This is a genomic window from Chloroflexus sp. (genome assembly GCF_034431535.1).
Taxonomy (GTDB): Bacteria; Chloroflexota; Chloroflexia; order Chloroflexales; family Chloroflexaceae; genus Chloroflexus.
Window position 1 is genome coordinate 107,744 of the sequence record NZ_DAOUDC010000055.1, and the last position, 23,351, is coordinate 131,094.

Here is a 23,351-nt window from a genome sequence, read left to right on the forward strand (position 1 = left end):
GGGGATCGGGGCGGGGAGGGTTGCCCCTATCACGATCACCAGCGTAAACGCTACCAGAGCAGCCAGGGTCGCGCCGAGTACGTTGTAGATAGGTAGGCGCATCCGAGTGACTCCTTCGTTCATTTCCGAAGCAGGGGCAGGTAGAGCGAGTATTGCCCGCTTGTGGTGGCCGCCGTCGAGGCCGGGCCATACACATTTTCCGTTCCGCCTGTCTCCACTTCCACCAGCCAGTAGTACAGCGTGCCAGCGCCAGGCCCAGGGGCGCTCGCGTCCGTCACGGTGTAGTCGCCGCCAGCGCTGCCGACGCTGCTGCGCTGCCCCACAATCACTGCGTTCGCGGTAAGCCAGTTCGTCGTCGTGCGCTTCACCACGAACCGGCTGGTATTGCGCTCTTCGAGCGTGCCCCAGCGGATTAGCACCGTGCCGTCAGCCTGGCGCTCTGCCTTGAAGTAGCTCAGGTTAACCGCCGATGTGGGGCTGTATAGGCCGATGTCGAGGCTCATATCCTCGCGCTGCGTGGTAGTCAGCGCCGTCACGGGGATCGGCGCCGTCGTGATGGTGTACTCCGCCAGGCTGCCAGCCAGCGCCGAGGGGGCGATCCGAATGGCGTAGCGCCCCAGGCGCAGCCCGCCGAAGCGATAGCCACCGTTGGCGTCAGTGGTGACGCGGGCCAGCACCTCCTCTGTCTCCGGGTCAAGCAACTCCAACGGCACATCGCCCAGACCTGGCTCACCGGGGTCGGGGCTGCCGTTTTGATTGCGGTCGATCCAGATGAGATCGCCCACGGCGCCCCAAATCAGGGGGTCGTCGTCGGTGGTGCTGGTGTCTATCGGCGTCGGGTCAGGCCCGGTGCTGCCATCATCTGTGACGGTAGCGACGTTGATGGCCCGCTCCACGCCCGCCGGCAGCGGGTTGTCGAGCTGCACGCGCATCGTGAGCGTAACCACCTCGCCCGCTCCGAGTTGGGGGATAGTCTGGATGAACGTGCCGTTGGCACCGGCCAGCCACCCGTCGCCGGTCAGCACCTCGCCTGCGGGCGGCTCCTCTGTGACCAGCACGCCGGTCGCAGTGATCAGGCCGGAGTTCGTGACCACCAGGCGATAGGTCAGCAGATCGCCCGGCTGGGCGCTGCTCACGCCGTTGCTCTTCGTGATGCTCAGATCGGGCTTCAGGACGGTCAGGGGATGATCATCCTCGTTGTTGCCCGGCGTCGGGTCGTCCGTGCTGGAGTCGACATGGGCCACATTCACCCGGTTGGTGCTAACACCAACTCCAAAGAGGCGACCCACCAGCATAATCGTGCCGCCGTTGCCAGAGTCTACGTCGCCCAGCTCCCAGGTGAGGATGTTTCCGCTCGTGCTGGTGGCCGCAGGCGACGCCTGGATGAGCGTGAAGCCTGCCGGCAGCGTATCGGTCACAACGACAGCATTGGCGAGCGCCGGGCCGCCATTGTGATAGCGCAGGGTGTAGGTCACAGTCGAGCCGCTGCGAATCGGCCCAGGGGTGCCGTCCTTGACGATGCTCAGGTCAGCTTCCACCGTGATGGGGGTGTTGTGCGTATCGGTGTTGTTGTCAGGATCACGATCCTCTTCAGGGCTGTCTACAGTTGCCGTGTTTACCAGCCGACCACGGGCCGCGGTGCTGATGTTCACCGAGATCGTCACCGTGCGCTCGTCGCCCGACGCCAGCGCCCCCAGCTCCCAGATAAGCACCTGGCCGGCGCGGGTCGTCGGCAATGGGGCCGCGTCGAGGAAGGACAAGCTGACCGGCAGCGTATCGGTCACAACCACCAAGGAGGCTGCCGCTGGCCCGTCGTTGCGGATCGTCAGAGTGTAGGTATACGCCTCGCCGGCGCGAGCGATGGCCGGGTCGCCGGTTTTCACCACCGACAGATCCACCGTCTGAACCGTCGTCGTTGAGTCGTCGGTGTTGTCGCCGCGGTTAGGGTCGTCCGTCGTCGAGGCAATGGTGGCGGTGTTCACCTTGTCCTCGCTGGCCTGGCTCGTGACGAGCTGGCCCACAACGGTGATCGTGCCGGAGGCGCCCACATCCTGATCGCCCAGATCCCAGGTCAGCACGCTGCCACTGGTGCCCGTGGGCGCCGGGGTAGCTTGCCGGAAGGTGAAGCCCGCCGGCAGGGTGTCGCGGATCTCCACGTCCTCCGCAAGCGAGGGGCCAGCGTTGGCCCAGGTGAGGGTGTAGGTGACGGTGCTGCCACTCAGGATTGGCCCGGTGAGACCGTCCTTGACGATGCTCAAATCCGCGTTGGGCCGCACAATCGTGCTGTCCTCGTGGATATTGTTCGTTTCGTCCCGATCCGGCGTCGTCGTGTCAACGCTGACGCGGTTGACGAAGAGGGCGTCGCGGGGCGTAGTTGACGGCACGCGCAGCCGCAACGTCACTGTCACCGCCTGGCCGGCGGGGATGGTGCCGAGATTCCAGCGGGCCGGGGCCACGCTGATGGGCGGCGTGGCACTCACGAGGGTCATGCCGGGCGGCAGGAAGTCGCGCAGCGTGACACCCTGGGCGTCGGCAGGGCCGCGGTTCTCAACGCGCACCGTGGCGGCGAAGGGCAGCCCGGCGACGATGTAATCGGGCATATCCTTCAGCACCAGCACATCGCTTGTCTCGATGTCGGTTGTGCTGGTGTCAGTGTTGTTGCCGGGGTTGGGGTCGTCATTCGAGCCGCCGCCGGGCTGATCAGAGCCGCCGTCGGTGATGGTGGCCTGGTTGACCACAGTGATCGTAGGGTTGAACTGGATCGGCTCCGTGGCGACGGTGATGTTGATCACACCGCTCTGGCCTACCGCTAGATTGCCCACATTCCAGGTGAGTGTGCTGCCGCTCTGGGAGGCCGGTGCCGGACTGGCGCTCACAAATGTCACATCCGACGGCAGCTCGTCAGTCACAATGACGGCGCGGGCCGCGCTGGGGCCGTCGTTGGCGTAGGCCAGGGTGTAGGCGATTTGATTGCCCGCCGTCACGCGGGCCGGGCCGGCTTTCTGGATGCGAAGGTCGGCCTGGCGCCGGATGATCGTCGTGCTATCATCGGTGTTGTTGCTGGAGTCACGATCCGAGGTGCCGCTGGTGATGGCGACGTTCACGACGGTGGAGCCGCCGTCGAGGCCGGCATCGGCGCGCAGCGTCAGGGTGATGGTGCGCTCTTCAAGGTCGCCCAGCGTGCCGAGATTCCAGCGGTAGGTAGCGCCGGTGTTGCTCGCCGGCGCTGGACTGGCGGAAACGAACGTCACGCCTGCGGGCATCATGTCCTCAACCTGCACGTTCGTTGCGGGCGCCGGCCCCTGATTGCGGATCGTCAGGGTCGCGGTGAAGGTACTGCCAGCCACAGCGAGTGGCGAGGCGTCCTTGATAATCAGCAGATCGCTCGTCCAGACCGCGCTAGGCACCGATGACTCATTGTTGGCGATGCTGGTTTCCGGCGTCGAAGTGCTGATCCGGGCGGTGTTGAAGAAATCCTCGCGGGCCACACTCGTCGTAGCTATGCCGGTCACGACGATGCGCCCGCTGGCTCCTGCCGCCAGCGTACCCACATTCACGCTGATGTTGCTGCTCATACCAGAGACCGAGCAACCCGCAGAGCAGTTCCAGCTCACGTCGCTGATCTGCACGGGCACCGCGTCGGTGATGACCACGTTGCGGGCCGCCGCTGGGCCGTTGTTGGAGTAGTCGAGGTAGTACGTAACGGTCGTGCCGGAAGCTGCCGGGAAGGTCGTAGGCGACGACTTCACAATCGCCACATCGGCCCGCTCCACCAGCGTATCCCAGGAGGAGGCGTTATCGCTTGGGGTATCGCCAGGAGTGGAGGTGCTGATGCTGACGTTATTCGTCAGCATGTCGCCATTCATCAGCGCCGCGTTTGCCTCCACCACCACAGCGATGGAGCCACTGGCCCCCGCGTTCACCGTGCCAATCGCCCAGGTAAGGGTGTTGCCGCTCTGGCTCGTCGGCGCCGGGCTGGCGCTCACGAAGGTCACGCCAGCGGGGAATGTATCGACGATGCTCACACCCGCCGCCGCCGCGTTGCCGTTGTTGTCATAGCTGACGGTATAGGTGAGCTGGTCGCCTGCCGTCACGCGGGCCGGGCCGCTCTTCGACACCCGCACGTTGGGGGTGATGATCGTCGTGCTGCTGGTGCTGGTGTTATCGCCGGGGTTATCGCCGGGCGTCGTCGTGCTGATGGTGACATTGTTTGTCAGCACTGCGCCTCGTGGTAGGCCCGTGCTGAACTGCACGCGCACCGTGATGCTGCCGCTACCACCCACATTCACGGTGCCAACGTTCCACGTAAGTGTGCTGCCGCTCTGGCTCGTCGGCGCCGGACTGGCGCTCACGAAGGTGGCACCCGTTGGCAGGGTATCGACGACACTCACCGCTCCTGCCGCCGCCGAGCCGGTGTTGTCGTAGCTGATGGTGTAGTCCACCAGGCCGCCAGGCAATGAGGTAGCCGGGCCGCTCTTCGACACGCGCACGTTGGGGGCGATCACCGTCGTGCTGCTGGTGCTGGTGTTATCGCCGGGGTTGTCGCCGGGCGTTGAGGTGCTGATGCTGACATTGTTTGTCAGCGTCGAGCCAGGCGGGGCGTTGCTGGCGGCTCGCGCCACAAGGGTGATGCTCCCGCTGGCGCCCACGTTCACCATGCCCACGTTCCACGTTACGGTGTTGCCGCTCTGTGACGAGGGCGCGGGGTTCGAGCTGATAAACGAAGTGCCCGCCGGCAGGGTATCGACGACGCTTACCCCCGCCGCAGCCGCCGTGCCGTTGTTGCCGTAGGAGAGGGTGTAGCTGATGTCGCCGTTGGGCAGCACTGTCGCCGTGCCGGTTTTTGCCACAAAGACGTTTGGCACGATGATGGTGGTGGAGTGCGTGTCGGTATTGTCGCCAGGGTTATCACCGCTGCTGCTGGTGCTGACGCTGACGCTGTTTGTCACGCTGCCCCGCGTGGCGCTGCCGACGGTTGCATTGAGGGTGATCGTCGCGCTGGCGCCAACGGCGAAATCACCCAGGTTCCAGCTCACGATGTTGCCGCTTAGGCTCGCTGGGACGGGGGCCGCGCTCGCGTAGCTCACCCCTGCCGGCAGGGTATCGACGGCAGAGACGTTGCGGGCGATGCCGGGGCCGTCGTTGGTCACGACGATGCTGTAGCTGATGGTGCCGTTAGGCAGCACCGTCACCGTGCCAGTTTTGCTCACCCGGATATTGGCGCCGTCGGTCAGGCCAATGTCATAGGTCAGGTTGATCTCGCTGCGTGGCCCAGCCCCCACAGCGATTACGCCGCTGCCGTCAGCATCACTATCTACGGCATCGTTGCCGCCCTGATTGGCCGCTGTCACGGAGAGGCCGTAGAGAGGTTGGCCGGCGTTGAACATCGCCGGGTCAATCCGCACCTGATAGCCCTGATAGGGGGCCACGTAGAAGCGCCACAGGTCGCCCGCACCCGTCACATTCCCCGTGGTGACGGTTGCCAAGACGGTGCCGCTGCCGTTGAGGAGCTGGAGGCGCACGCCAGTAATATCAGGCTCGCCGGCGTCCTGTACGCCATTGCCGTTCGAGTCCCTCCACACCCGGTTTCCAATAGCCCGCCAGATACACAGCAGTTCCACATCGCCCAGGCCCGCCGCTTTAGAAAAGGCCGTGGGCCTGTCGTCAATCAACTCCTCGCGGGCTGTCCACTGGCCGCCGGAGAGATCAAACCAATAAGCGCCACTTGTGGCAGCGCGGTATTGGGCCAGGCCCGATGTGATCACCTCGCCGCCGTAGGCGCCACTATGGCTGCCGGGCACGTAGGCCATGCCGCCCCACGCCGACTCGTAGTGCGCTGGAGCGCCAGGGCCAAACAGGCCAAAATCGTCGTCGCGGAAATACTCTGTCCCGGCGGCTGTGGGGGCGTTCCACCCGCCCGCACCGTTCGATGGGGCGCGCAGGATGTCACCCTGGGGAATGGTGTACTGCTCAGAGAAGGCAAGCGTGGTGGACATATCGCCCACCCGCGAGCGCAGGCCCAGGATCATATCGCCGTTCTCAGCGATCTCGATGTCAGCCAGAATGGGCTGATTCCAGGTCAGGCGCTCATCGTTGTTGTTGTAGAGCCGGGCGCCCCAAGGCTGCCAGCGCACTCTATCGCCATCCACGCGCTGCGCGTCGAAGGCAGCTAGGCCAAAATCGAGCACTCGCGTCCAAGTGTAGCCATTGACAGGGCCGTAGCGCAGCACGCCAGCTCGCAGATCGGCCCGGTTCTGCGACGTTTCCGCAGAGCAGGTATAGCCGACGTACAAGTTATTGCTGGCGTCATAGTGCAGCCCAAAGGGCCGGAAGTTCCCCGCCCCGCCGGGGCAGGCCGCGGCATTGGCGTCGATGCCTACCGATGAGATGCTGGCCTGGGGGTTAGCGGCCCAGGTGTTGATCACATACAGCCGCTTGTTATTGAGGTTGAGCGCCACGAGATATTGCTCAGTGGCGTCCATCTCGATGTCGCCCAGGCTCACGCGCCCGGCGAGGTTAAAGCCAATGTCGTCATGCTCGATGCTATGCACGCCGCCCATCTCCAGCGTGCCAGCTCCAGGCCAGCCATTGTTGGGGTAGGTCGATGCGGAACCGTCGCCGGGCGTATTGGGCCATCCCGCCAGGCCGCTTAGAGGTGTGGCTGGGCCGGGCACCACAGCGGGGATCTGTGCATACAGCCGCTCGGTGTTTGTGGCGCGGTCAAGGACGTAGATGGCGCCGGGGCCGCCCACACCGTAGCGCGTGGCCCGCTTGTGGAAGGCAGCAACAAAAATACGGGCGCGTCGGGTATCAGCCGGGGCGGTGCCGGGAATAGCCGGGTTCGTGCCGCTGCTAAAGGCGAGGCCATTCACAGCGCCAACGCCGATGTCGCCGGCCTCCGTGCCGTCGTTGCCAAGGCTGGCGATAGTGATGTGGCCCGCCTCGCCCAGAGCATCCGGCTTCGCGTCGCCAAACGACATGACGGCAGGATCGGTGCGCGGGGCGTCGCCGTTAGCACCGGCAGAGCTGAAGTTGTAGCTCGTGCGATCCCAGGCAGCACCGAAGCAGGAGATAGCGAAGCGCGGGCTATCCTGGCTGGGGCGGCTCAGATCCGCTCCCGAACGGATACAGTCAACGGCGCTGGCAACCGGACTTGTCGGCTGGTTGTTGTCGATCTGTGCGGCGACAGGGAACGCCCCGCCCAGAGTAAGGAGCACGCTGCTGAGAAGTAGCAGCGCGATGGCCCCAGATAGCCAGCGGGGCACACGATGCAACGGGTAGACTCTCACGAACCGAACTCCTCTCCTGAAACGAGACAACAATGGTGGGCCGAGAGTGAGCTACGAGTGTTCAAGATTGCCCCTCAAAGGGGCTTGACAAATGCCTGGTGTTTTATATGATATATATTATAAGAAACCAAGAAGCGAGACAACAATGGCAGCCGGAGGCAGGCCCACCAAACAGCACAAGCGTCCTGGTAAGCGCCACAAGCTGCTGATGGAAGTTCACGAACAAACCTGGCTCGATTTCAAAGCCTGGTGCGCTCGAAACGGCATCGTCGCCAGCGAGCTTCTTGAAGATTACATGGCTGCCACAGCTCAGGCGGATCGCACGCTCCTTATCGACACAGCTAACCCCGAAACCTGAAGGAGAAACTCCAGTGTTTGCTCGTATCACCCTCGCCATCCTCACCGCCCTGATTCTGGGTGCTGCCGTCTCCTTCATCCAGCCCACCGCCGCGCAGAGCAGCGACCGCATCCGTACCGTGGTATGGAACGATGCCAACTGTGACGGTGTGAGGCAGGACAGCGAGGCGCTGATCCCCAACCTGACGCTGACGCTCCGTTGGGCGGGTGCGAACGGCACCATCGACGCCACCGACCGGGACATCGAGCAGGCCGGCTCACTCGTGGGCCAGTACGCCTTCACCCTGGCCGCCGCCGGCGAGCCGTACTTCATTAGCTTCCGCAATGAGGACAAGCCCGCCGGGATGGTGCCCGCGCCCTTCCGCCAGGGCAGCGACCCGGCCCGCGATAACGACCTGACGATGCCGCTGACGGGCACGAGCCTCTGGGCAACCCCGGTGTTCACCATGCCCGCCGACGGCGCGATGGTCACGGGGATCGACCTGGGCCTGTGTACCCCGACCTTCGACCCCGCCAATACGGTGTACCTACCGTCGCTGAGACGGTAGCTCAGGCACCGCCTGAGAGCGAGGCACTGACAGGCAGGGAACAATCCCTGCCCGTTTTTGTTATCTGTAACCTGAAAGAGTGTCACGTTACGCTGCCCTGTGCCATCGTCTGAACTACGCTCTCGCTGCGGGCCTGGAATGAGCTGCGCCCACTCGTGTCCCATCTCCGGTATCTCTGCTGCCGTTTCCGAAGTCAAGATTATGCCGAAAACTAACCAAAACGATACCGCTCCGGGCTGGAGCTGCTGCGCTATAAGCTGCTTCAGCGCCAACGTGCGCGCCATTACCTGCTACCCCATGTCATCACCGCATCAGACTCGGAAGAAAGGTCGCATGACGCGCCAGCGGTGGCAGGGTTACATCGGGATCGCCCAGGACATGGAAGCTATAAGCCAGGTCGCGGGATGCCGCGCCGAGTTGGCCCAGGGCAGCCAGGTGAGCGGCACCGAGGCTGCGCGGCCCCTCTGCCGCAGTCAGCACCGGCAGCAGAGCCGCCAGTAGCCGTCCGTGTGCAGTGTTGACGCCGGAGCCGACAGCGGTAAATGCCGCAACGCTTCCACCCGTCGGCATTACCAGCAGCCGCTCGTCAAGCGATTGCATGATCGGGTTGGCCCAATTGCCGCTGAAGCATGTCATCGACAGCACGATGGGAAGCCGCTGCGCGTTCTTTCGGCCATCGGCGTCGTACAGATAGAACAGATAGGGCGTGGCCGCGTCCGAGCTGGTATGCGCCCATTGCCAGGGCGAGCCGTGGCCCACGTAGACCAGCAATGACGCGCCCGGCTCCTCACCGGCGGCTAGAGGCGGGCAGGCTGTGTCCCGCTGGGAGCCACCATCCCAGGCCCGGAAGAGCCGGCACCTAAGCTCGCCGGTGTTCGCATAGGTGCCAGCGGGTGCTGACGGCTGTGGGGCATAGATAAACTGGCGCACCTGCATCCCCCGTGGCAGCAGCGCAGTCGCGTCACGGATGACTGGGGAGAACGGGCCAGCCGGGTCTGTAACGCCCGTGGGCTGCACGTCGTTATCGGCCACCATCAGCGCCCGGCTCCGCCAACTCCCCGGCGGGGGCGTAGCGTGGCCCACGGTCTTGCTTACGACCGTGCGGGCCTCGTCGAGTGTGCGCGCCGGAATACGACCAATCGGCAAGTTCGGCAGCGTATCGTCACGCACGTCTGCGGCATCGAGGCGGGTGTAGCAGGTGTCACAGGCGATTTCACCCGACGGGTCGATCCCTCGCACCAAGTAGGGCGGGATGAGAGGGTCGGACACGGGGGAGTCGCTCAACACCAGGCCGGGCGTTGGGGGCCGGACCTCACCGCCGCGCATCCGAACCGTACCAGCCCCAACGAGCAGCACCGCCCGCGGCGGGGGCATCCACTGAGCCACCGCCGTAGCGATCAGGGCGCGGATTGCTGACGGGTCGCGCTCGCCATAGCTGAAGGCGTCGTAAGCCCATTGCACATCGACGACGCCGACGGTATCCCCCTGCGCCTGCTTCAAGGCAACCAGGGGCGCCAGGGCCGGCTGAAGGCTGGCGTGCGTAATGATGAGATAGCTGGCCCCTGCCTGGCCGGCGGCAGGGCCGGCGCGCAGGTCACGGGGAGAAACCGGCGACGGGGCCGGGGAAAGAGTCGGAAGCGGCTGCTGAAGGCTAGGGAAGATCAGGTCGTCGAGCAGCACCCGGTCGGTGCCCGCACTTATCAGGGCGGCCTCCAGCGTTACAGCACCGGCGGGCAGGGGTCGCTCCAGGGTTACATCGAGCAGCCGGGGGACAGCAACCGCTCCATCGTCCCAGCGGGCCAGGCCGATGCGCTGACCGTTATAGCGCAGCTCCAGCTCGTGACCACTCCGGCGGAGAGCCGGGGCTACACTCACCTGAAGGCTGGCACCGGCAGGCAAGGGCGCCGGCAGTGTCACCGGGATAGAACGCGGATCGTCGCCAGGGCGCAGCTCGAAGGCGAACCAGCCGTCTCCGCGGAGCGAGGCAACCATCGAGTCGTAGGTCTGATCTTCCTCCCAGCGTAGCGCCGTACTGCCGGTGGGCGACGCCAGAAGCCGCTGGCCTTGCCCACGGCCATAGGTCAGCCAGTAGACGGCCTCGCGGCTAAAGATCGACTCGTTACCGTCGGCTTGAAAGCGCACCGCAGCCAGACCGCCGTTACTGTCAGCGGTGACATAGGCGGGGATCTCAACACCGTTGCGCCACACCTGCACCGTCTGGGGGGCGATCTGGGCGACCGGCCATCCTGCGGCGGCCAGCGCCGGCCCCTCCAGGCTGATCACCGCCGACTGTGCAGTGGTGACGGTGAGGGCGTTCGGAGCTGCGGCCAGCTCGTTCCACACGACCGGCACCACCGGAGCAGCATCGGCGGAGGTGGTGGGGCTAACGAAGGCCAGCGCCAGGGCGAACAGGGCCACATTGGCAAGCAGACGATACCCCATGACACGTCAGGACTTAGGGTTAGGCGCCCACAGGCTCCGGGGCGGCAGCTTGCGCGAGCTGCTGAAGGATCTTGAGTCGCTCGATCAGCTCCATTTGCGCCGCGATGCTGGCTTCCAGCGCCTCGCGCCAGGTTTCGAGCTGAGGGCCGCTGAAGGCCACATCAGCATCGATCTCCGCGGGGGCAATCTCCGCCAGGGCCGCAGCGGCATCCTGTGCCTCGGCATTCGCTCGCTGAAGCGTCGTCAGAGCCCGCTCCATATCGAGGGCCGGAGCCATCACATCACCCAGCACCTTGCGCGCCGTATCAAAATCGCCGCCCACCAGGGCGCCGTAAGCGTTCGCCAGCATCCCCGCGAGCGCGTGTACCGGCTCATCCTCGCGCTGCTGGAGCAGCCGCAGCATCACGTCGCGGCCTACTGGCCCCAACTCCGGCACCACAGCCGGTGTCCCGCTGCCATTCCGCATCGTTGTCATCAGTTGACCCTCTTCACTGTAGAGGAAATACTTCCCCCACGCGAGCCATCGAGCATAGTGTACTAAGCAGGTGTGACCAGATCGAAAATCGACACCGGGGCGGGATCTCATCCCGCCCCGGTGTCGAAGGTCGAACCATGGTGTGAACTACAACGACGCTGGCAGCAACGCGAGCAGCGCAGCAGAGGCCGCGCTGATTGCCGCCAGGCCACCGCGTCGGTGACGGGCCAGCGAGATTGCCAGGCCAATGCAGAGGCAGCAGACAAAGAGGCGGATCATCAACGTACCTCGCTCGTAACCTCGCCGCGGGCCTCGCGGGCCTCTTTGACCATTTCGAGGATCGTGGCCCGTGTCCCACCGACGAGATCGGCAATCTTGTTCGCAGAGTAGGCCCAATCGGAGTTATCGGGCTTCCGCTGAAGGGCCAGCAGGCGCACTGTCTCGGCGCGGCTGAGTGGTTCAGAGGCCACCAGGGCAAGCAGTTCGGCGCGGCTCATGTCCTGTCGAACCGGGGCAGCGGTGACAGGAATAACCGAACCGCCATTTGTCGCGCCAGTATCAGGCGAACCAGCATCGTACTGGTACGGTGATCCGACGCCAATCCTGTCATTTGCCCCGGTTTCGCCTCGTCTTGCCTCAGTGGGCACACCCCGCCGAACCGATACGGACTCACGCGCCGGGGCTACACCCCAACGCCGGCGGATCACGTCGAGCGCCTGGCGCTCCTCCTCATCAGAGATGAAGGCAGAACGCACGTTGAACGCGGCGCGGCCCAGGACAGCGGTGAAGTAGCCGCCGCCCAGGGGTAAGCCACTCGGCGGCACCACACCTTCCGGCCAGCCCCCGACCCCAATGTTGGTATTGGGCCGGTCGTCGTCGGTGGAGGGCTGGTAGCCTGCCACGAAGAGTTGCATTTGCCGGCGCCAGCGCGTCGGCGTGTTCGATGCGGTCTGCGTGCCGATGATGTAACAGATGCCCAGAGCGCGATCCAAGCTCAGGTGATCGTTCGCCCACTCCCAGAAGCGTTCCACGAACCGCTCCAGGGTCGTTAGCTCGGAAATGTATACCAGCAGGAACGGGAAGGGCTTGGGGTCTGCCGCCTCGTGCCAATTCTTTGCACCCGCCTCGCGCAGCAGGGTCTTGCGCCGCTCGCGCTCACCATCGAGCCATTCCAGCGCCGGCGGGATGTCAGGGATGTCATTTGCCAGCGCGACAAGATGCGGCAGGCCAGCATAGCCTACATAGTCCAGCCCTTTGCCGTCGATGATGACGAGGTTGAGATCGTCGGGGCTGTTCCTGAGCAGCAGCACCAGCAGCATGGAGCGCAGCAGGACATCCTTGCCGCTGCCGATCTGGCCGCTGTTCAGCACGTTCACCACGGAGTTTTGGCGGCCACGGCTGAACGTGCCACACTCCAGCAGCAGGCCGCCGTTCTGGCGCACCCGCCAGCCAATCGAGAAGCGCAGCGGATCAAACCCGCCGCGCTGATCAAACCATTCGTGCTGACGAAGCAGCGAAGCCAACCCCGTCGGAGGCTGGTCTGCGGCGACGCCATACGTAGGCGCTGGATGTGCCCCGGCGCGCATCCAGGGCAGCGGTTCGGCTTTCGGACGCCCCAGCGGATCGTCAGGGTTGAGCGGCATGGCCTTCGTCCTCTGAGCAGGCGGAGCAGCGCCCAATCCTGGCGCCGGCTGCATGGACAGCCGGCGCCAAAGCTGAGTCTGCATCCAACGCTGAAGCCAACGGGCGCCGCCGGCAAGCCCGGCCAGCCGCCGCATCACCTGATCGCGCAGTTCGGCGCGCAACTCAGGTGAAACGGCAAGGGCAATGGCTCCCGCGACGATGCTCAGAACGAAGAGCAGCACGAGGAGCTGGATGCCTTGCGCTTCGCCCATTGGCAACCCCTTCCTTGCTTAACTATGCTGACTAGGCCAGCAGAGCCCATATGGCTTGGCCCTGCACCGGCATGGCCTTCGGCGTACCCTGCGACGCCATAAGCAGCCACACCACGATGACCAGCGCCAGTGCCACCAGGACGCCGCCCACTACCATCTTGCCACCTACCATCTTGCCACGCGGATCGGCGGGTAGCAAGCTCATGATTGTGCGCCAGACCACGATCAGGCCGTTCTTCACCGCCTTGATGCGCTGCCGAATGGAGTCAGGCACCAACAACTCCCAGAGCTTCCCGCCGAACACACGGGCGGCCCACTCCGGGTAGAGCGCGAATACGGCGGCCAGCACCCACGCTGTAGCCCATAGACCCCAGCCTGTTTCGGGCACCACGACGCCCATCAGATCCATGCCCATAATAATCGGCATCATGCCCAGAGCGGAGCTTGCCACATTGCCCAGCAGCACCACCAGCCAGGTGATGATCTCCTGGGGGGTACTACCCTCTTCGAGCAGGGCGCCGTCCTCAGCATACACCGCCCGGTGCGGCCAGAAAGCGCCTTGCAGCGCGGAGACGCCCAGACCGATCAGCCACGTCCACACGAAGGGGTGAAAGACCGTGTTGGGCAGCTCGGTCAGGCCGGGGATGCGCTTCAGGAAGTTGACACCGAAGTAGCCGTCTATTCGCCACATCATCAGGGCGATAAAGAGGCCGAAGGCCAGCGCCACGCCATAGGTAAAGGCACGGTAGCCACTGCGCCCAGAGCGCGAGCGCCGGCGGGCAGGGGTACGAGCGGGTGCAGCAGCACGAGCGGGTGTAGCAGCACGAGCAGGCTGCGGTGCAGCGGCAGCATCGGCAAGCTCATAGCCAACACGCCTAGCAATGGCCTCCACCGTCATCTGCTTGAACGCCGCAACAATCTGCTCCGGCTCGTACCCCTCGCTCTCCAGAAAGTCCAGCAGATCCTCTGGCGCACCATAGTCGCGGATCAGCCGCGCACGGGTCGCCGCATCCAGGCCGGTCACTGTCGCCATTGGTTGAGTCTCCTTTGCGACACCTGATGCAAGACAAACCCAACTGGCAGGTGAGCGTTGCCCGCTCCTAGACCCCTCGCAGTTCCAGGCTACGATGGTCAGCCTGCCGCCGAACAAAACCCCCTAAGCGAGCCTAGTTGCCGTCGAACCACTCTGGTACGAGCGCATTGTAGCGCACAATCCCGGTTTTTCTACAAGAAATCACCTCCAAGTTGGTCTATATCGTTGATAGCGCCCAAATCTAGCTTGTCAAGAGACTCATGCTCATCTTCCGAGTGTTCTAATCTGTCACTTGTGACAGTATTGGGACTAGTTATTGGTGCCACAAACACGTGTGGTAAGCGTCCTTGCTGTGCAAGCCAGGTAAGTGCCGACAAAATACGGGGCAGGATGACGGAGGCCAGCATATCCTCCGTCATCCCTTTCGGCAGGCCACCCCCAGCAGCGGCCACTTCCGCCTCCATTAGCACCATGCCACGCTGGGTTGCTAGGCGGATCATATCCGCTTCGTTCGCGGCCTCTGGGTAGAACTGGCGCAGACGGTCAAGCCGCGCCAGGTCAGCAGCAGAGTAGCGAACATTTTTGGGGGATGTTGCAGCCATCAACTAGCCTCGCTTCTCAGCAGCGGCGGTAGCCTGGGCGAGCTGCGCGGCCTTCAGGATAGTGGCGAACAGGATGCCGATAGCGTTGATTACCGACGCCAGGCCGTGATTGATCAGCTCGTAGTCCTCGCCCCTCACCTTCGTTTCCGCATCGAGGCGCGGCACGATGAGATCGTGCAGCAGAATAACTCCGCCGCCTGTGATCACCACATAGCGCCGGCTCTGGCGTAGCACCGGCAGCACGGCGCCGATGAGTCCCTGGCCTTGGCTGTTCAGCACATCGTCAACCTCGGCGCTAATGTCCCGCTGCCGGCCAGCCACCAGCAACCGGCGCGTGATGAGCGCCTGCTGTGCGGCGACGTTATTCAGGTCAAACTTCGGAAACTTGCTCTTCAGAGCGCGGGCAACACGGATTGTGCCGTCTCCAACGCGGTTTGTGGTCATCTGATAGCTCGGCCTCACCCGAACTGTCGTCACCTGCAAATCGCCGCCGCCCACGTCGATGATGTCGAGGGCGTCGAGATCCGTCACGGTAGAGCCGTTCGCAGCCTTCGTGACGGCTACCAGGGTGCCGGTTGTCTGGGCCTGGGGCACTACCGTCAACACATTGATCTGCCAGGTGTCCACCACGCCGTCGGTGTTCGTGCGCTCCACATTCCACCGAGCACCTTTCAGGTGGGCCTCCAGCGCCTCACGAGTTGATGGCTCAACCCCCAGCCGCTCCGGCTCGCCCTCACCAGCGCCGCGGATCGGCACGATCTCGGTATTAGGGATAGCAAAGCCAAGAATGACATTGTGAGCGCCGGGCTTATAGCCAGCGGTGTGGAGGATTTCGACGAGCGCCGCAGCCACCATCGAGCGCAGCCGCCCGTCGATGATCCGCTGGCTCGTCGGCCCAATAGGAAGATCCTCGCCATCGTGGCTCAGGGCCGTCTCCCCCATCCAGAAGGCCGGGCCGCTGTCTACGCTATAGCTGATCTCGTTGTCGCCGCCCCGGATCAGCTCGGCCTCTTTGTAGGCCGTCGGGATGCGGAGCGTCATCAGGCTACCGTCAGACATCAACACGGCGAGCTTCAAGGCGTCGTTGCCGTGGTCAAGGGCGACGACGATCCCCAACTGCCTGCCGATCCGAACCGTGGAGCGCACCCCGAACCGGGGGCGTACCCCGGCGTCGCCGGCGGCGACGAGTTCCTGCAAGATTGTCCGTTTCCCCGTGCTAGTCATCCGTGCCTCCCTACGCTTCCAGGCGTGATGTAACCAAGTGTAACCAATTGTAATCTTTTGTAACTGTACTGTCAAGGAGACCTGTAACTAACTGTAACTTTTTGTAATTCCTTCATGAAATGGTACAAAGGGGCGCGTCCTACTGCGAAGCGCGCCCCTCCATACCACCTCGTACCAGGCTAGTTCTTATCCGTCACGACTGACACGAGGGCGTTTCGGTGTCCCTACGGCATCATCTTCCGACGGCACAATGTCGGGCCGGCGCGTTCGACGAGGCAGCAGCGCGTTCTCTTTCAGCTCGTCGGCCACGTAGCCCAGATAGCTGGCAATGTCGTCGTTGTCGTCGAGTGTCGCAAACGGGCGAGTAGAGTGGGCCAGCGCATCCACGCTCTCACCCACCCGGCGCAGCTCATAGTCAATGTTCTTGACCAGGCCGCGCATGACGCCGGCCAGCTCTTCCTTTTCTTGAACCGTCAGGTTGCAGAAGCCGATCAGCGCCTTCTGCTGGGCGCGAAGCAGCGTCGAGCGCAGAATAGCGATGTCAGCTTCGGTTTGCAGCTCGTACCGTTTGACAAGGTGTGCCTGGCGCACCTGTTCCACCAGTTCCTCACTGGTGACGGGCGTCCAGAGCAGGGCCGGAATGATGATGAAGCCCAGGATGCCGATGATCACTTGCTGGAGGATAAGCTGGGTATCGGCCACTACCTGCTGCGCCGCCCACCAACTGTATTGGATGTGCCCGGAGTAGTACAAGAAGAACAGCGAGCAGGCGATGACGATGGCATAGCCCCACGTTCGCAGGTTCACTTTCTGGAGCAACATGCCTGCCGGCGACCAGGGGATCAGAAACGACGTGAGGGAGGGCGGCGCCAGCGTCAGCAGCACCGTAAACGCAGCAGCGACGAGGCGGTGATCAGTAAGCGCCGATTGCACGCCCCACCAATAGGCGGCTGCGCCTCCCATTCCCAGCAGCGCCAGGATGGTCATGCCATCTTTGGCGTTGGGCTGCCAGCCCGACGAGCGCCGGTACTGGCCGCGAACCATATCCAGATACCTACTACGGCCTTCCATTGAACCCCCTACGCGAAGCCTCGCACACAGCTCCACGTCAGGGGCAGCAGCCCCCGCCGCGAAACGGCAGTGCGAACCATCGTTCGGCGGCGGGCCGTGCTATCATGCGCCCGCCGCGTCCCCGTTCCAGGCGTGAACGCGGTAACGGATGGGGTGCCGCCGGTCACGGCGCCCCATCCACGCAGGTCACAGTCTCCCGTTCTTTGGTTTCGACATCCCCCCTTCACGTCTCTACTCGTCCTGACCGCCGGCACGACCAGGGCGAGGCTTTTCTAGTAGCCTTCGGGGCGGCGATACCGCTCTAGGCTCTGGAACATCGTCGTTCGTGCCTCAAACCGCATCGGAATAACACCCAGCGGGCCGTTTCGATGCTTCAGTATATATATTTCAGCAATACCCTTGCGGTCAGTATCCTTATCATACGTTTCCTCACGATAAATTCCCATTGCGATGTCACAGTCCTGCTCGATACTCCCCGACTCTCTAAAGTCTGATAGCAGTGGAATATGGCTTGGACGTTGATCAACATTGCGAGATAGCTGTGAAAGAGCAATAACGGGAATGTTCAGCTCACGCGCAAGCCCTTTCAGACCACGGCTGATCTCGCTCACCTCCTGCACACGGTTTTCCGCCCGCTTCCCTCCAGCCATAAGCTGAAGGTAGTCGATTATCAGCAGCCGGATGTCCTGCTCGGCGCACATACGCCGAGCCTTGGCGCGCAGTTCGCCAATGCTGAGGCCCGGCGTATCGTCGATATAGATTGGCTGCTCGGAGAGCACACCCATGCCCTCAAAGGCCAGGTTCAACTCGTCGCCGCGCAGGTTTCCCATACGGAGCCGCTGAAGGTCAATGCCTGTGTGCATCGACAGGATGCGCTGGACAAGCTGATCGCGGCTCATCTCCAGGCTGAAGATGCCGACGCCCAGAGAAGCCAGAAAGGCCACGTTGTAGGCCAGCGAGAGGGCGAGCGACGTATTATGAACGCACACATCTTGCGCGATGAAGTTGGCGCCGTCAGGGACGCAGAGATCGTACACCTGATGCGACCCGATAGGCTCGATAGCGATAATCTCATCCCAATACACATCCCGGCCGGCAACCATCGCCAGCCACGGATCTCCAAGTGCCGTTGCGTAACCAGCGAGCCGATTGCGCGGAATACTGCGATTCAGATGAGGGTTAAACCCAGCGTACTTACCTGTTCGTGTTGCCTCCCCGCTGCGGCGGCCCAGCTCGATCAAGGAGAGACCTTGCTGCTGTAGCGAAGCCCGGATGAGCAGCCACGTCTCCTTCGGAGGATGGCCTACATTGCTACCACGAGGCGGAACGGTGTAGTTGTAGTTAGGAAGGCGAGTTGCCTTCTCCCCAATCCAGCCAATTTCCTGCTGATAGGCACGGATAGAGGCAGGATCAGTAATAATTACCCGCCATGCCCCTTGCTTCGTCTGATAGAGTTTGGTGATAATACCAAAGCGAACAAAGGCGTGATGAAGGTCTGAGGCTAATTGCTGCGACGCAACGCTAAACTCTATCGTTGCACGCTCGTGTACGAGGTAGATGGAACCATCGCAGCTCATCAGTGTGCGAATAAACTCAGCGAGGTAGCGTCGGCTCCATTGCCATATGCACGATGGAAACGCCTTTTCTCGCGCATATTTCCCCATCAACCCTAGCGACTGAAGCCATTGAGTGACAGGATTAGGCGGCATCACACCACCTTTTCCCGTCCAAAGCTTCCGCGGCTGGGCGACGATATAGGTGATGCGAGCCTGACGCAAGGCACACTCAGGGAAGTGCTTGTTGATAATAGCCTTGAAGTCGTCGATGATCACCGGGTCGGTGTTGGTGAACGCCGGCGATGTGCTGGTTAGCCCGCCCTCGGCAATGAAGTAGGCCAGCAGCCGCACGAGATCAAGCGGCCAACTTTCATCGCTGCCGAAGACCGGCACGGCTCGCGGCACGGCGATACTGTCGCCAACAGCGAGATCATGCAGCGGTATCCAGCCCTTCACCGTCAAGAAGGGGTGATGCGGGGTTACGTCCACTTGGCGCCCGCTGCGCGTCCTCACGCGCACACAGGGCTGTATCCCGCTATCCACCCACTCCGAAATCAGCGCGGGACGTACCTGGCCCTGCTCTGACAACCCCGAAACGGATGGAAGCCGCCTGCGTACAGCCTCCGCAATAGTGAGGCGTTCGCCCGTAATCGGGTCATCAACGAGTGTCCAGTGGGCGAGACATTTCCCCTGGCTAGGCCGGGCGCCGATGATGATCAGGTCGCTCGGTTGCAAGCCGCCGGTCAGCGCATCCAGATCGCTATAGCCTGTCGGCACGCCTAATACCTCGCCGCGCCGCTCCTGAATGGCCTCGATCCGGGCGAACACCTCGTTGACAACCTGGCCGATGGTCACATACCCCTGATCGCGGCGCTGACCGCTCACCTGCTGTAGCTCGGCCTCGGCCAGCCCGATGATTTCTTCCAGCGACTCAGCTTCGGCCTCGTTGTAACCGATAGCGGCGATCTTGCCGCCAGCCTCAATCAGCCGACGCAGAATCGCCGTGCGCTCGACGTTCCTGGCGTAATACTCGATGTGAACCGCCGTCGGCACCTCGACGGCCAGTTCCCCCAGGAACGCCAGGCCACCCACAAGATCCAGCTTCTCGCGCCGGCGCAACTCTGCGGCCACTGTAGCAAGATCCGGCGGCTCGCGTCGGTTATAGCAACCCAGCATCGCCTCGTAGATAATGGCGTGCTTTTCGAGATAGAAATACCGGCTGGGCAGCCAGGGCGCGACGACGATAATCGCGTCACGTTCCAGCAGGATAGATCCCAGGGTCGCCCGCTCGGATTGCAGGTCAAAGGGCACAGAGCGGTCAAGGGCTGCGGTGCGGTCGCCAGTCACGCTGCACCTTCCTTTGCTTCAAGACACAAGAAAACGCTAGTCGGTTAGCTTGATAGGGCGCTCCGCTAGGAGCCGCTTGATCACCGCCTGCTTTGCCGCTTTGTTATCGCCGGCGGCATGAAACCGCCTGTACCAATCGGCCCGCTCCGTGCTATCAAGCCCAGGATGGTTGTCGATCACCGACGCTGACGGCGGTGGGCCATCAGGGTCAAACTCGTCAGCGGTGACAGCTACGGGCTTCGCGGCTTCGCGGCTATACCAATCCAAGAGGCCGTCAAAGTTTGTCCAGTTGGCCTTGCGCTTGTACTTGTCGCTCCAGTTCGCCAGCACAGCCTCCCAGACATCGCGCCGGCTCACGGTGGCAACGAGATGCTGCGCCCGCTCGACGAGGATCACCGCATCAACGCCGGCGTAGCTGCGCCAGGCTGTGATCACCCAATGGTCGGCTAGTGCTGCTGGCAGCCCGTTCGACGAAGCACTCGAAGCCGCGGGGCTGGGCGCCGCTTCGCGCTTCGGAACACCCGCTTCCTTCTTGGTTTCCTTTTTTTCCAGCGAGGCGGTGCTGAACTCGCAATCCTGCTCCATCCGACGCATATAACCGCCGATGAGACGCAGCCGGATCGGCTCGTTACCGTCGTTGGAGCGATCCGCTTCCCACATCACCCGGCAGAGCCAGTATGCGGCGTGCCCTCCCGTCGGGCCATCGTAGCGGCTGACCAACACTTCGAGCTGGGCCAGGTCGCGGGCGGGTATTTCCTTCTGTCGGCTGACAAGCTGCCAGGTTGTGAGAAGGCCGCGGTGTAGTTCCGGCTCGTCACGATTAGGGCGTGGGGGGATGTCATCAGTAAGCGTTGTCTTGGCCGCGCCGGCCAGAGCCGTCCCTGTCCCTACGCCCGCGCCGCTGGTTATCTGTTGGATCGTTGCGGCTATCAACACAGGAAGGTGATGGTTCATGGCCTGCTGAACCATGAGCCTAAGCGAATCAGGCGAGAGTGTGGCCGCGCTTGGCGCGGCTCCCTCTCTCCTTCCTTCATGCCCATGATCCATCCACCCAAAGGCACCTGTGGGAGCCGGAGTGGACTCCGCTGGTGCCGCTTCCAGGGCATCATGCGGCCCCGGTGAGAGCCAGGCTGCCTCGTTAGGATGTAGAGGCGGCACCGATGGGTGCCAAATAGCTTCTGAAGGGCTTGCTGTGGCACCAATGGGTGCCACACCTGGCTCTAGCTGGTGCTTGTTTACCGTAGCAGCGGCACCCATTGGTGCCGCTGCTGGCTCTGATTGGTGCCAAGTAGCTCCAGACCTGGCACCTATCGATGCCACGTCTAGTCCCAATTGGCGCTTGTCCCCCTCAAAGGTGGCACCGATGGGTGCCAATTCGCGTTCATAAGAGCCAGCAGTGGCACCAATAGATGCCATGTCAGGTACTTGAAGGTACTCGTCGGCTTGGTGCTCCTGCCGCGCCAGAGTCAGCAGTTCCTCGTCGGGTGTGAGACCCAGCATCCTGAACATGTCGAGTTGCTGAAGGCTGGCCGGCTTGCGCCTGGGCACGAGCTGGCCGGCGGCCAGGCGTTTACGGGTCAGCAGGATGCTCTCAGCTTCGAGCCGCGCCGTATCAATGCGGAAAATAGGCTTGCCCTCGTCGCCGTCCTCGTAGCCATCAATGATGATCAGCCCCAAGGCAGCGAGTTTGCGGATCGTGCCATGCTTCCCGCTGAGGTGCCCACGCCCAACACGACCAACCGCGGCGATCTCGCGCTGGCCGAAGGCTCGTTTACCTATTGGCTTGTAAAAAATCAGCAGCCGGTAGATTGCGAACCATGTGGCGATGAGGTGATGATCGCCTTTGCACTTCTCATCGACGATGAGATAGTGTCTCGGCGCCCACAGCTCTGGATCGGCGTTCTGGATAAGCCACCCGATAGTCGGATCAGAGAGGATTTCGGGGGGGAGATCCAGGTTTTCAAGTGATACACCGTAGGCGCTCATCGTTTCCTCCAGACTTCATGCAGGGGAGACGGTGAAACGCCGTGTGACATGGTTAAGCCGTCCATACGCGATCCCTAATCAAGCGCAAGCGGCTCCTGTTGCACCGCTGCCGGGGATGTGGCGGTGCTGGTGGCGATCTTCTGCTGCTGTTGGCGCGCATAGGCTAGGCTGGCGAAGTAGAGCGGAGTCCACGGGATTCGCAACGTCCCGTCGGCTGCACTCGCTACCAGCTCACCCGCCAGAAGCGAGTCGACGAGGCGGCTGAAGCTGGCCTCGTCCATCCCCATACTGGCAGCAAGGGCGCTCCGCTGGCGTGGTGGCTGCCCCAGGGCAAGATCCTCGCGCTCGGCGGCGGCAATGTTGAGCCAGGCGGCGAGCAGCATGGGCTGGCTGGCGCAGCGATGAACGACCAACAAGGGCACCGGAATCTCCCAAAAACGGGTAGTGAAATCCGGCTCTCTACCTTGCGATCTATTCTGTGATCTGTTTGCTGGTACAGCGGTCATTTGCGGCCCCTCGGCTCAATATTTGGCCTTAAACACGAGAAAAGACTATTACCAGAGCGTTCTTCCTGTGATATGCTCTTATATGGAGCGCAAAACAGGAAGCCGGCAAAGGCAACACTAAATCCAGGCGCACCGCACGAAGTCGGGCGCCTAAGAGAGTGAGACTCGCCGGTGCCTGGAGAGTCTAGATCGAGCTTATTACCGAAGGAGCGAAGTGAGGTAACACCGGAGGTTTGTCCTCGTCGGTTGTTGGCGCAGCCGGCGTTGACATAGCTCGGCGCTCTCTCACTGGAGAGCCGGGCAGCCGCAGCGATTGTGCCTGGCAAGGACTGAGATCGCTGCGAGCCATTACGAGCCGCTGTGCGTTACGCGCACAGCGGCTCTAAGTTTTTTTGGCCGTCTCCGCTTGTGCTAGACACCTCGTAGAGATCCCGAACCTCAACACCCAGGCCCAGGGCAATCCCCTCCAGCGTACTATACCCCGGCCTTTTGGTTTGGTTGTTAGCGACGCGCAGCACGGTCGGGTACGCGATGTTGCGGAGATCCGTGCGATCTGGCGGCGCTCGCTCCAAGATACGGCGGTGAAGCTCCGACAGCGTGATGCCTTGGGCTTCTACCAATTCTGCGATGCGAAAGCGGCGGCTCATAAACTTCCTCCTCATGCCTGAACGGCCCCATAACAGTAGCACATGCCTATACGGTATGTCAATACGCCCTAACCGAGCGAACTAGTGAAATGGCATGTTGACAGATTGTAACACTGTGATATAATAGCGTCATAACGACACGTCATATCGAAGCATTATGTTGCAGGATGAGGCAGCCCAATGCAGCAAATCAACGACACCCAGGCTGACGAGTTTGACCTTCGGGCATTCCTGGCCTGGTGCTGGTGGCTCGTGAAGACCGTAATCTTCACGGTGAGCATCACACTCAACATCGTGTTCTTCCTGCTGCTGTTGGGAGTCCGGGCTGGCTACTAGCCGCCACCGACCGAACGCAACGACTTACAACGCTTCA

At 62.8% G+C, this 23,351-nt stretch carries 15 protein-coding genes; 3 read left to right on the plus strand and 12 right to left on the minus strand.

Features of this window, described 5'->3' with window-relative positions:
* Positions 1 to 119: 119 nt before the first annotated feature.
* The gene (locus tag U9R61_RS13655; RefSeq protein WP_322489371.1) at positions 120 to 7,289 is read right to left on the minus strand and encodes an SdrD B-like domain-containing protein; all 7,170 of its coding nucleotides are present in this window, start codon (positions 7,287 to 7,289) and stop codon (positions 120 to 122) included.
* Positions 7,290 to 7,434: 145 nt separating this feature from the next.
* Between U9R61_RS13655 and U9R61_RS13660 the strand changes: the two genes are divergently transcribed.
* Together U9R61_RS13660 and U9R61_RS13665 are read left to right on the plus strand one after the other, a co-directional pair.
* Positions 7,435 to 7,647: a hypothetical protein gene (locus U9R61_RS13660; RefSeq protein ID WP_322489372.1), complete on the plus strand. Its 213-nt coding sequence runs from the start codon at positions 7,435 to 7,437 to the stop codon at positions 7,645 to 7,647.
* Between the two features lie 13 nt (positions 7,648 to 7,660).
* Positions 7,661 to 8,194, plus strand: coding sequence for an SdrD B-like domain-containing protein (locus U9R61_RS13665; protein WP_322489373.1), 534 nt, complete (start codon positions 7,661 to 7,663; stop codon positions 8,192 to 8,194).
* 303 nt (positions 8,195 to 8,497) lie between these two features.
* On the opposite strand, the gene U9R61_RS13670 is transcribed toward U9R61_RS13665, so the two are convergent.
* From U9R61_RS13670 to U9R61_RS13720, 11 genes are all read right to left on the minus strand, one after another.
* Entirely contained in the window at positions 8,498 to 10,636 is a 2,139-nt protein-coding gene (locus U9R61_RS13670; protein ID WP_322489374.1) for a C25 family cysteine peptidase, read from the minus strand.
* Between the two features lie 19 nt (positions 10,637 to 10,655).
* The gene (locus U9R61_RS13675; RefSeq protein WP_322489375.1) at positions 10,656 to 11,111 is read right to left on the minus strand and encodes a hypothetical protein; all 456 of its coding nucleotides are present in this window, start codon (positions 11,109 to 11,111) and stop codon (positions 10,656 to 10,658) included.
* Between the two features lie 278 nt (positions 11,112 to 11,389).
* The gene (locus tag U9R61_RS13680; protein WP_322489376.1) at positions 11,390 to 13,006 is read right to left on the minus strand and encodes an FtsK/SpoIIIE domain-containing protein; all 1,617 of its coding nucleotides are present in this window, start codon (positions 13,004 to 13,006) and stop codon (positions 11,390 to 11,392) included.
* 31 nt (positions 13,007 to 13,037) lie between these two features.
* Positions 13,038 to 14,039, minus strand: a complete 1,002-nt coding sequence (locus tag U9R61_RS13685; RefSeq protein WP_322489377.1) for a hypothetical protein — start codon at positions 14,037 to 14,039, stop codon at positions 13,038 to 13,040.
* Between the two features lie 191 nt (positions 14,040 to 14,230).
* The gene (locus U9R61_RS13690) at positions 14,231 to 14,641 is read right to left on the minus strand and encodes a hypothetical protein (RefSeq protein ID WP_322489378.1); all 411 of its coding nucleotides are present in this window, start codon (positions 14,639 to 14,641) and stop codon (positions 14,231 to 14,233) included.
* A 3-nt stretch (positions 14,642 to 14,644) separates the two neighbouring features.
* Positions 14,645 to 15,838 carry a hypothetical protein gene (locus U9R61_RS13695; protein ID WP_322489379.1) on the minus strand — a complete coding sequence of 398 codons (1,194 nt, stop codon included), beginning with the start codon at positions 15,836 to 15,838 and terminating at the stop codon, positions 14,645 to 14,647.
* Positions 15,839 to 16,051: 213 nt separating this feature from the next.
* A complete protein-coding gene (locus tag U9R61_RS13700) occupies positions 16,052 to 16,936 on the minus strand; it encodes a hypothetical protein (RefSeq protein ID WP_322489380.1) in 885 nt (294 codons plus the stop codon).
* 272 nt (positions 16,937 to 17,208) lie between these two features.
* Complete coding sequence (dnaB, locus tag U9R61_RS13705; protein WP_322489381.1) at positions 17,209 to 19,839, minus strand: replicative DNA helicase; 2,631 nt, start codon at positions 19,837 to 19,839, stop codon at positions 17,209 to 17,211.
* 36 nt (positions 19,840 to 19,875) lie between these two features.
* The gene (locus tag U9R61_RS13710; RefSeq protein WP_322489382.1) at positions 19,876 to 21,825 is read right to left on the minus strand and encodes a hypothetical protein; all 1,950 of its coding nucleotides are present in this window, start codon (positions 21,823 to 21,825) and stop codon (positions 19,876 to 19,878) included.
* A gap of 74 nt (positions 21,826 to 21,899) precedes the next feature.
* Positions 21,900 to 22,247 (minus strand): hypothetical protein, encoded by a 348-nt coding sequence (locus U9R61_RS13715; RefSeq protein WP_322489383.1) that lies wholly within the window; start codon positions 22,245 to 22,247, stop codon positions 21,900 to 21,902.
* Between the two features lie 449 nt (positions 22,248 to 22,696).
* Positions 22,697 to 22,978: a helix-turn-helix transcriptional regulator gene (locus tag U9R61_RS13720; protein WP_322489384.1), complete on the minus strand. Its 282-nt coding sequence runs from the start codon at positions 22,976 to 22,978 to the stop codon at positions 22,697 to 22,699.
* A 180-nt stretch (positions 22,979 to 23,158) separates the two neighbouring features.
* Between U9R61_RS13720 and U9R61_RS13725 the strand changes: the two genes are divergently transcribed.
* The gene (locus U9R61_RS13725) at positions 23,159 to 23,314 is read left to right on the plus strand and encodes a hypothetical protein (protein ID WP_322489385.1); all 156 of its coding nucleotides are present in this window, start codon (positions 23,159 to 23,161) and stop codon (positions 23,312 to 23,314) included.
* Positions 23,315 to 23,351: the final 37 nt, after the last annotated feature.

What these genes read in the sequence shown, in the direction of transcription:
- U9R61_RS13685 (WP_322489377.1), bottom strand. Translation starts at nt 14,039, where the DNA reads ATGGCGACAGTGACCGGCCTGGATGCGGCGACCCGTGCGCGGCTGATC.
- U9R61_RS13720 (WP_322489384.1), bottom strand. Translation starts at nt 22,978, where the DNA reads ATGAGCCGCCGCTTTCGCATCGCAGAATTGGTAGAAGCCCAAGGCATC.
- U9R61_RS13670 (WP_322489374.1), bottom strand. Translation starts at nt 10,636, where the DNA reads ATGGGGTATCGTCTGCTTGCCAATGTGGCCCTGTTCGCCCTGGCGCTG.
- U9R61_RS13710 (WP_322489382.1), bottom strand. Translation starts at nt 21,825, where the DNA reads ATGAGCGCCTACGGTGTATCACTTGAAAACCTGGATCTCCCCCCCGAA.
- U9R61_RS13700 (WP_322489380.1), bottom strand. Translation starts at nt 16,936, where the DNA reads ATGGAAGGCCGTAGTAGGTATCTGGATATGGTTCGCGGCCAGTACCGG.
- U9R61_RS13680 (WP_322489376.1), bottom strand. Translation starts at nt 13,006, where the DNA reads ATGGGCGAAGCGCAAGGCATCCAGCTCCTCGTGCTGCTCTTCGTTCTG.
- U9R61_RS13725 (WP_322489385.1), top strand. Translation starts at nt 23,159, where the DNA reads ATGCAGCAAATCAACGACACCCAGGCTGACGAGTTTGACCTTCGGGCA.
- U9R61_RS13660 (WP_322489372.1), top strand. Translation starts at nt 7,435, where the DNA reads ATGGCAGCCGGAGGCAGGCCCACCAAACAGCACAAGCGTCCTGGTAAG.
- U9R61_RS13675 (WP_322489375.1), bottom strand. Translation starts at nt 11,111, where the DNA reads ATGACAACGATGCGGAATGGCAGCGGGACACCGGCTGTGGTGCCGGAG.
- U9R61_RS13690 (WP_322489378.1), bottom strand. Translation starts at nt 14,641, where the DNA reads ATGGCTGCAACATCCCCCAAAAATGTTCGCTACTCTGCTGCTGACCTG.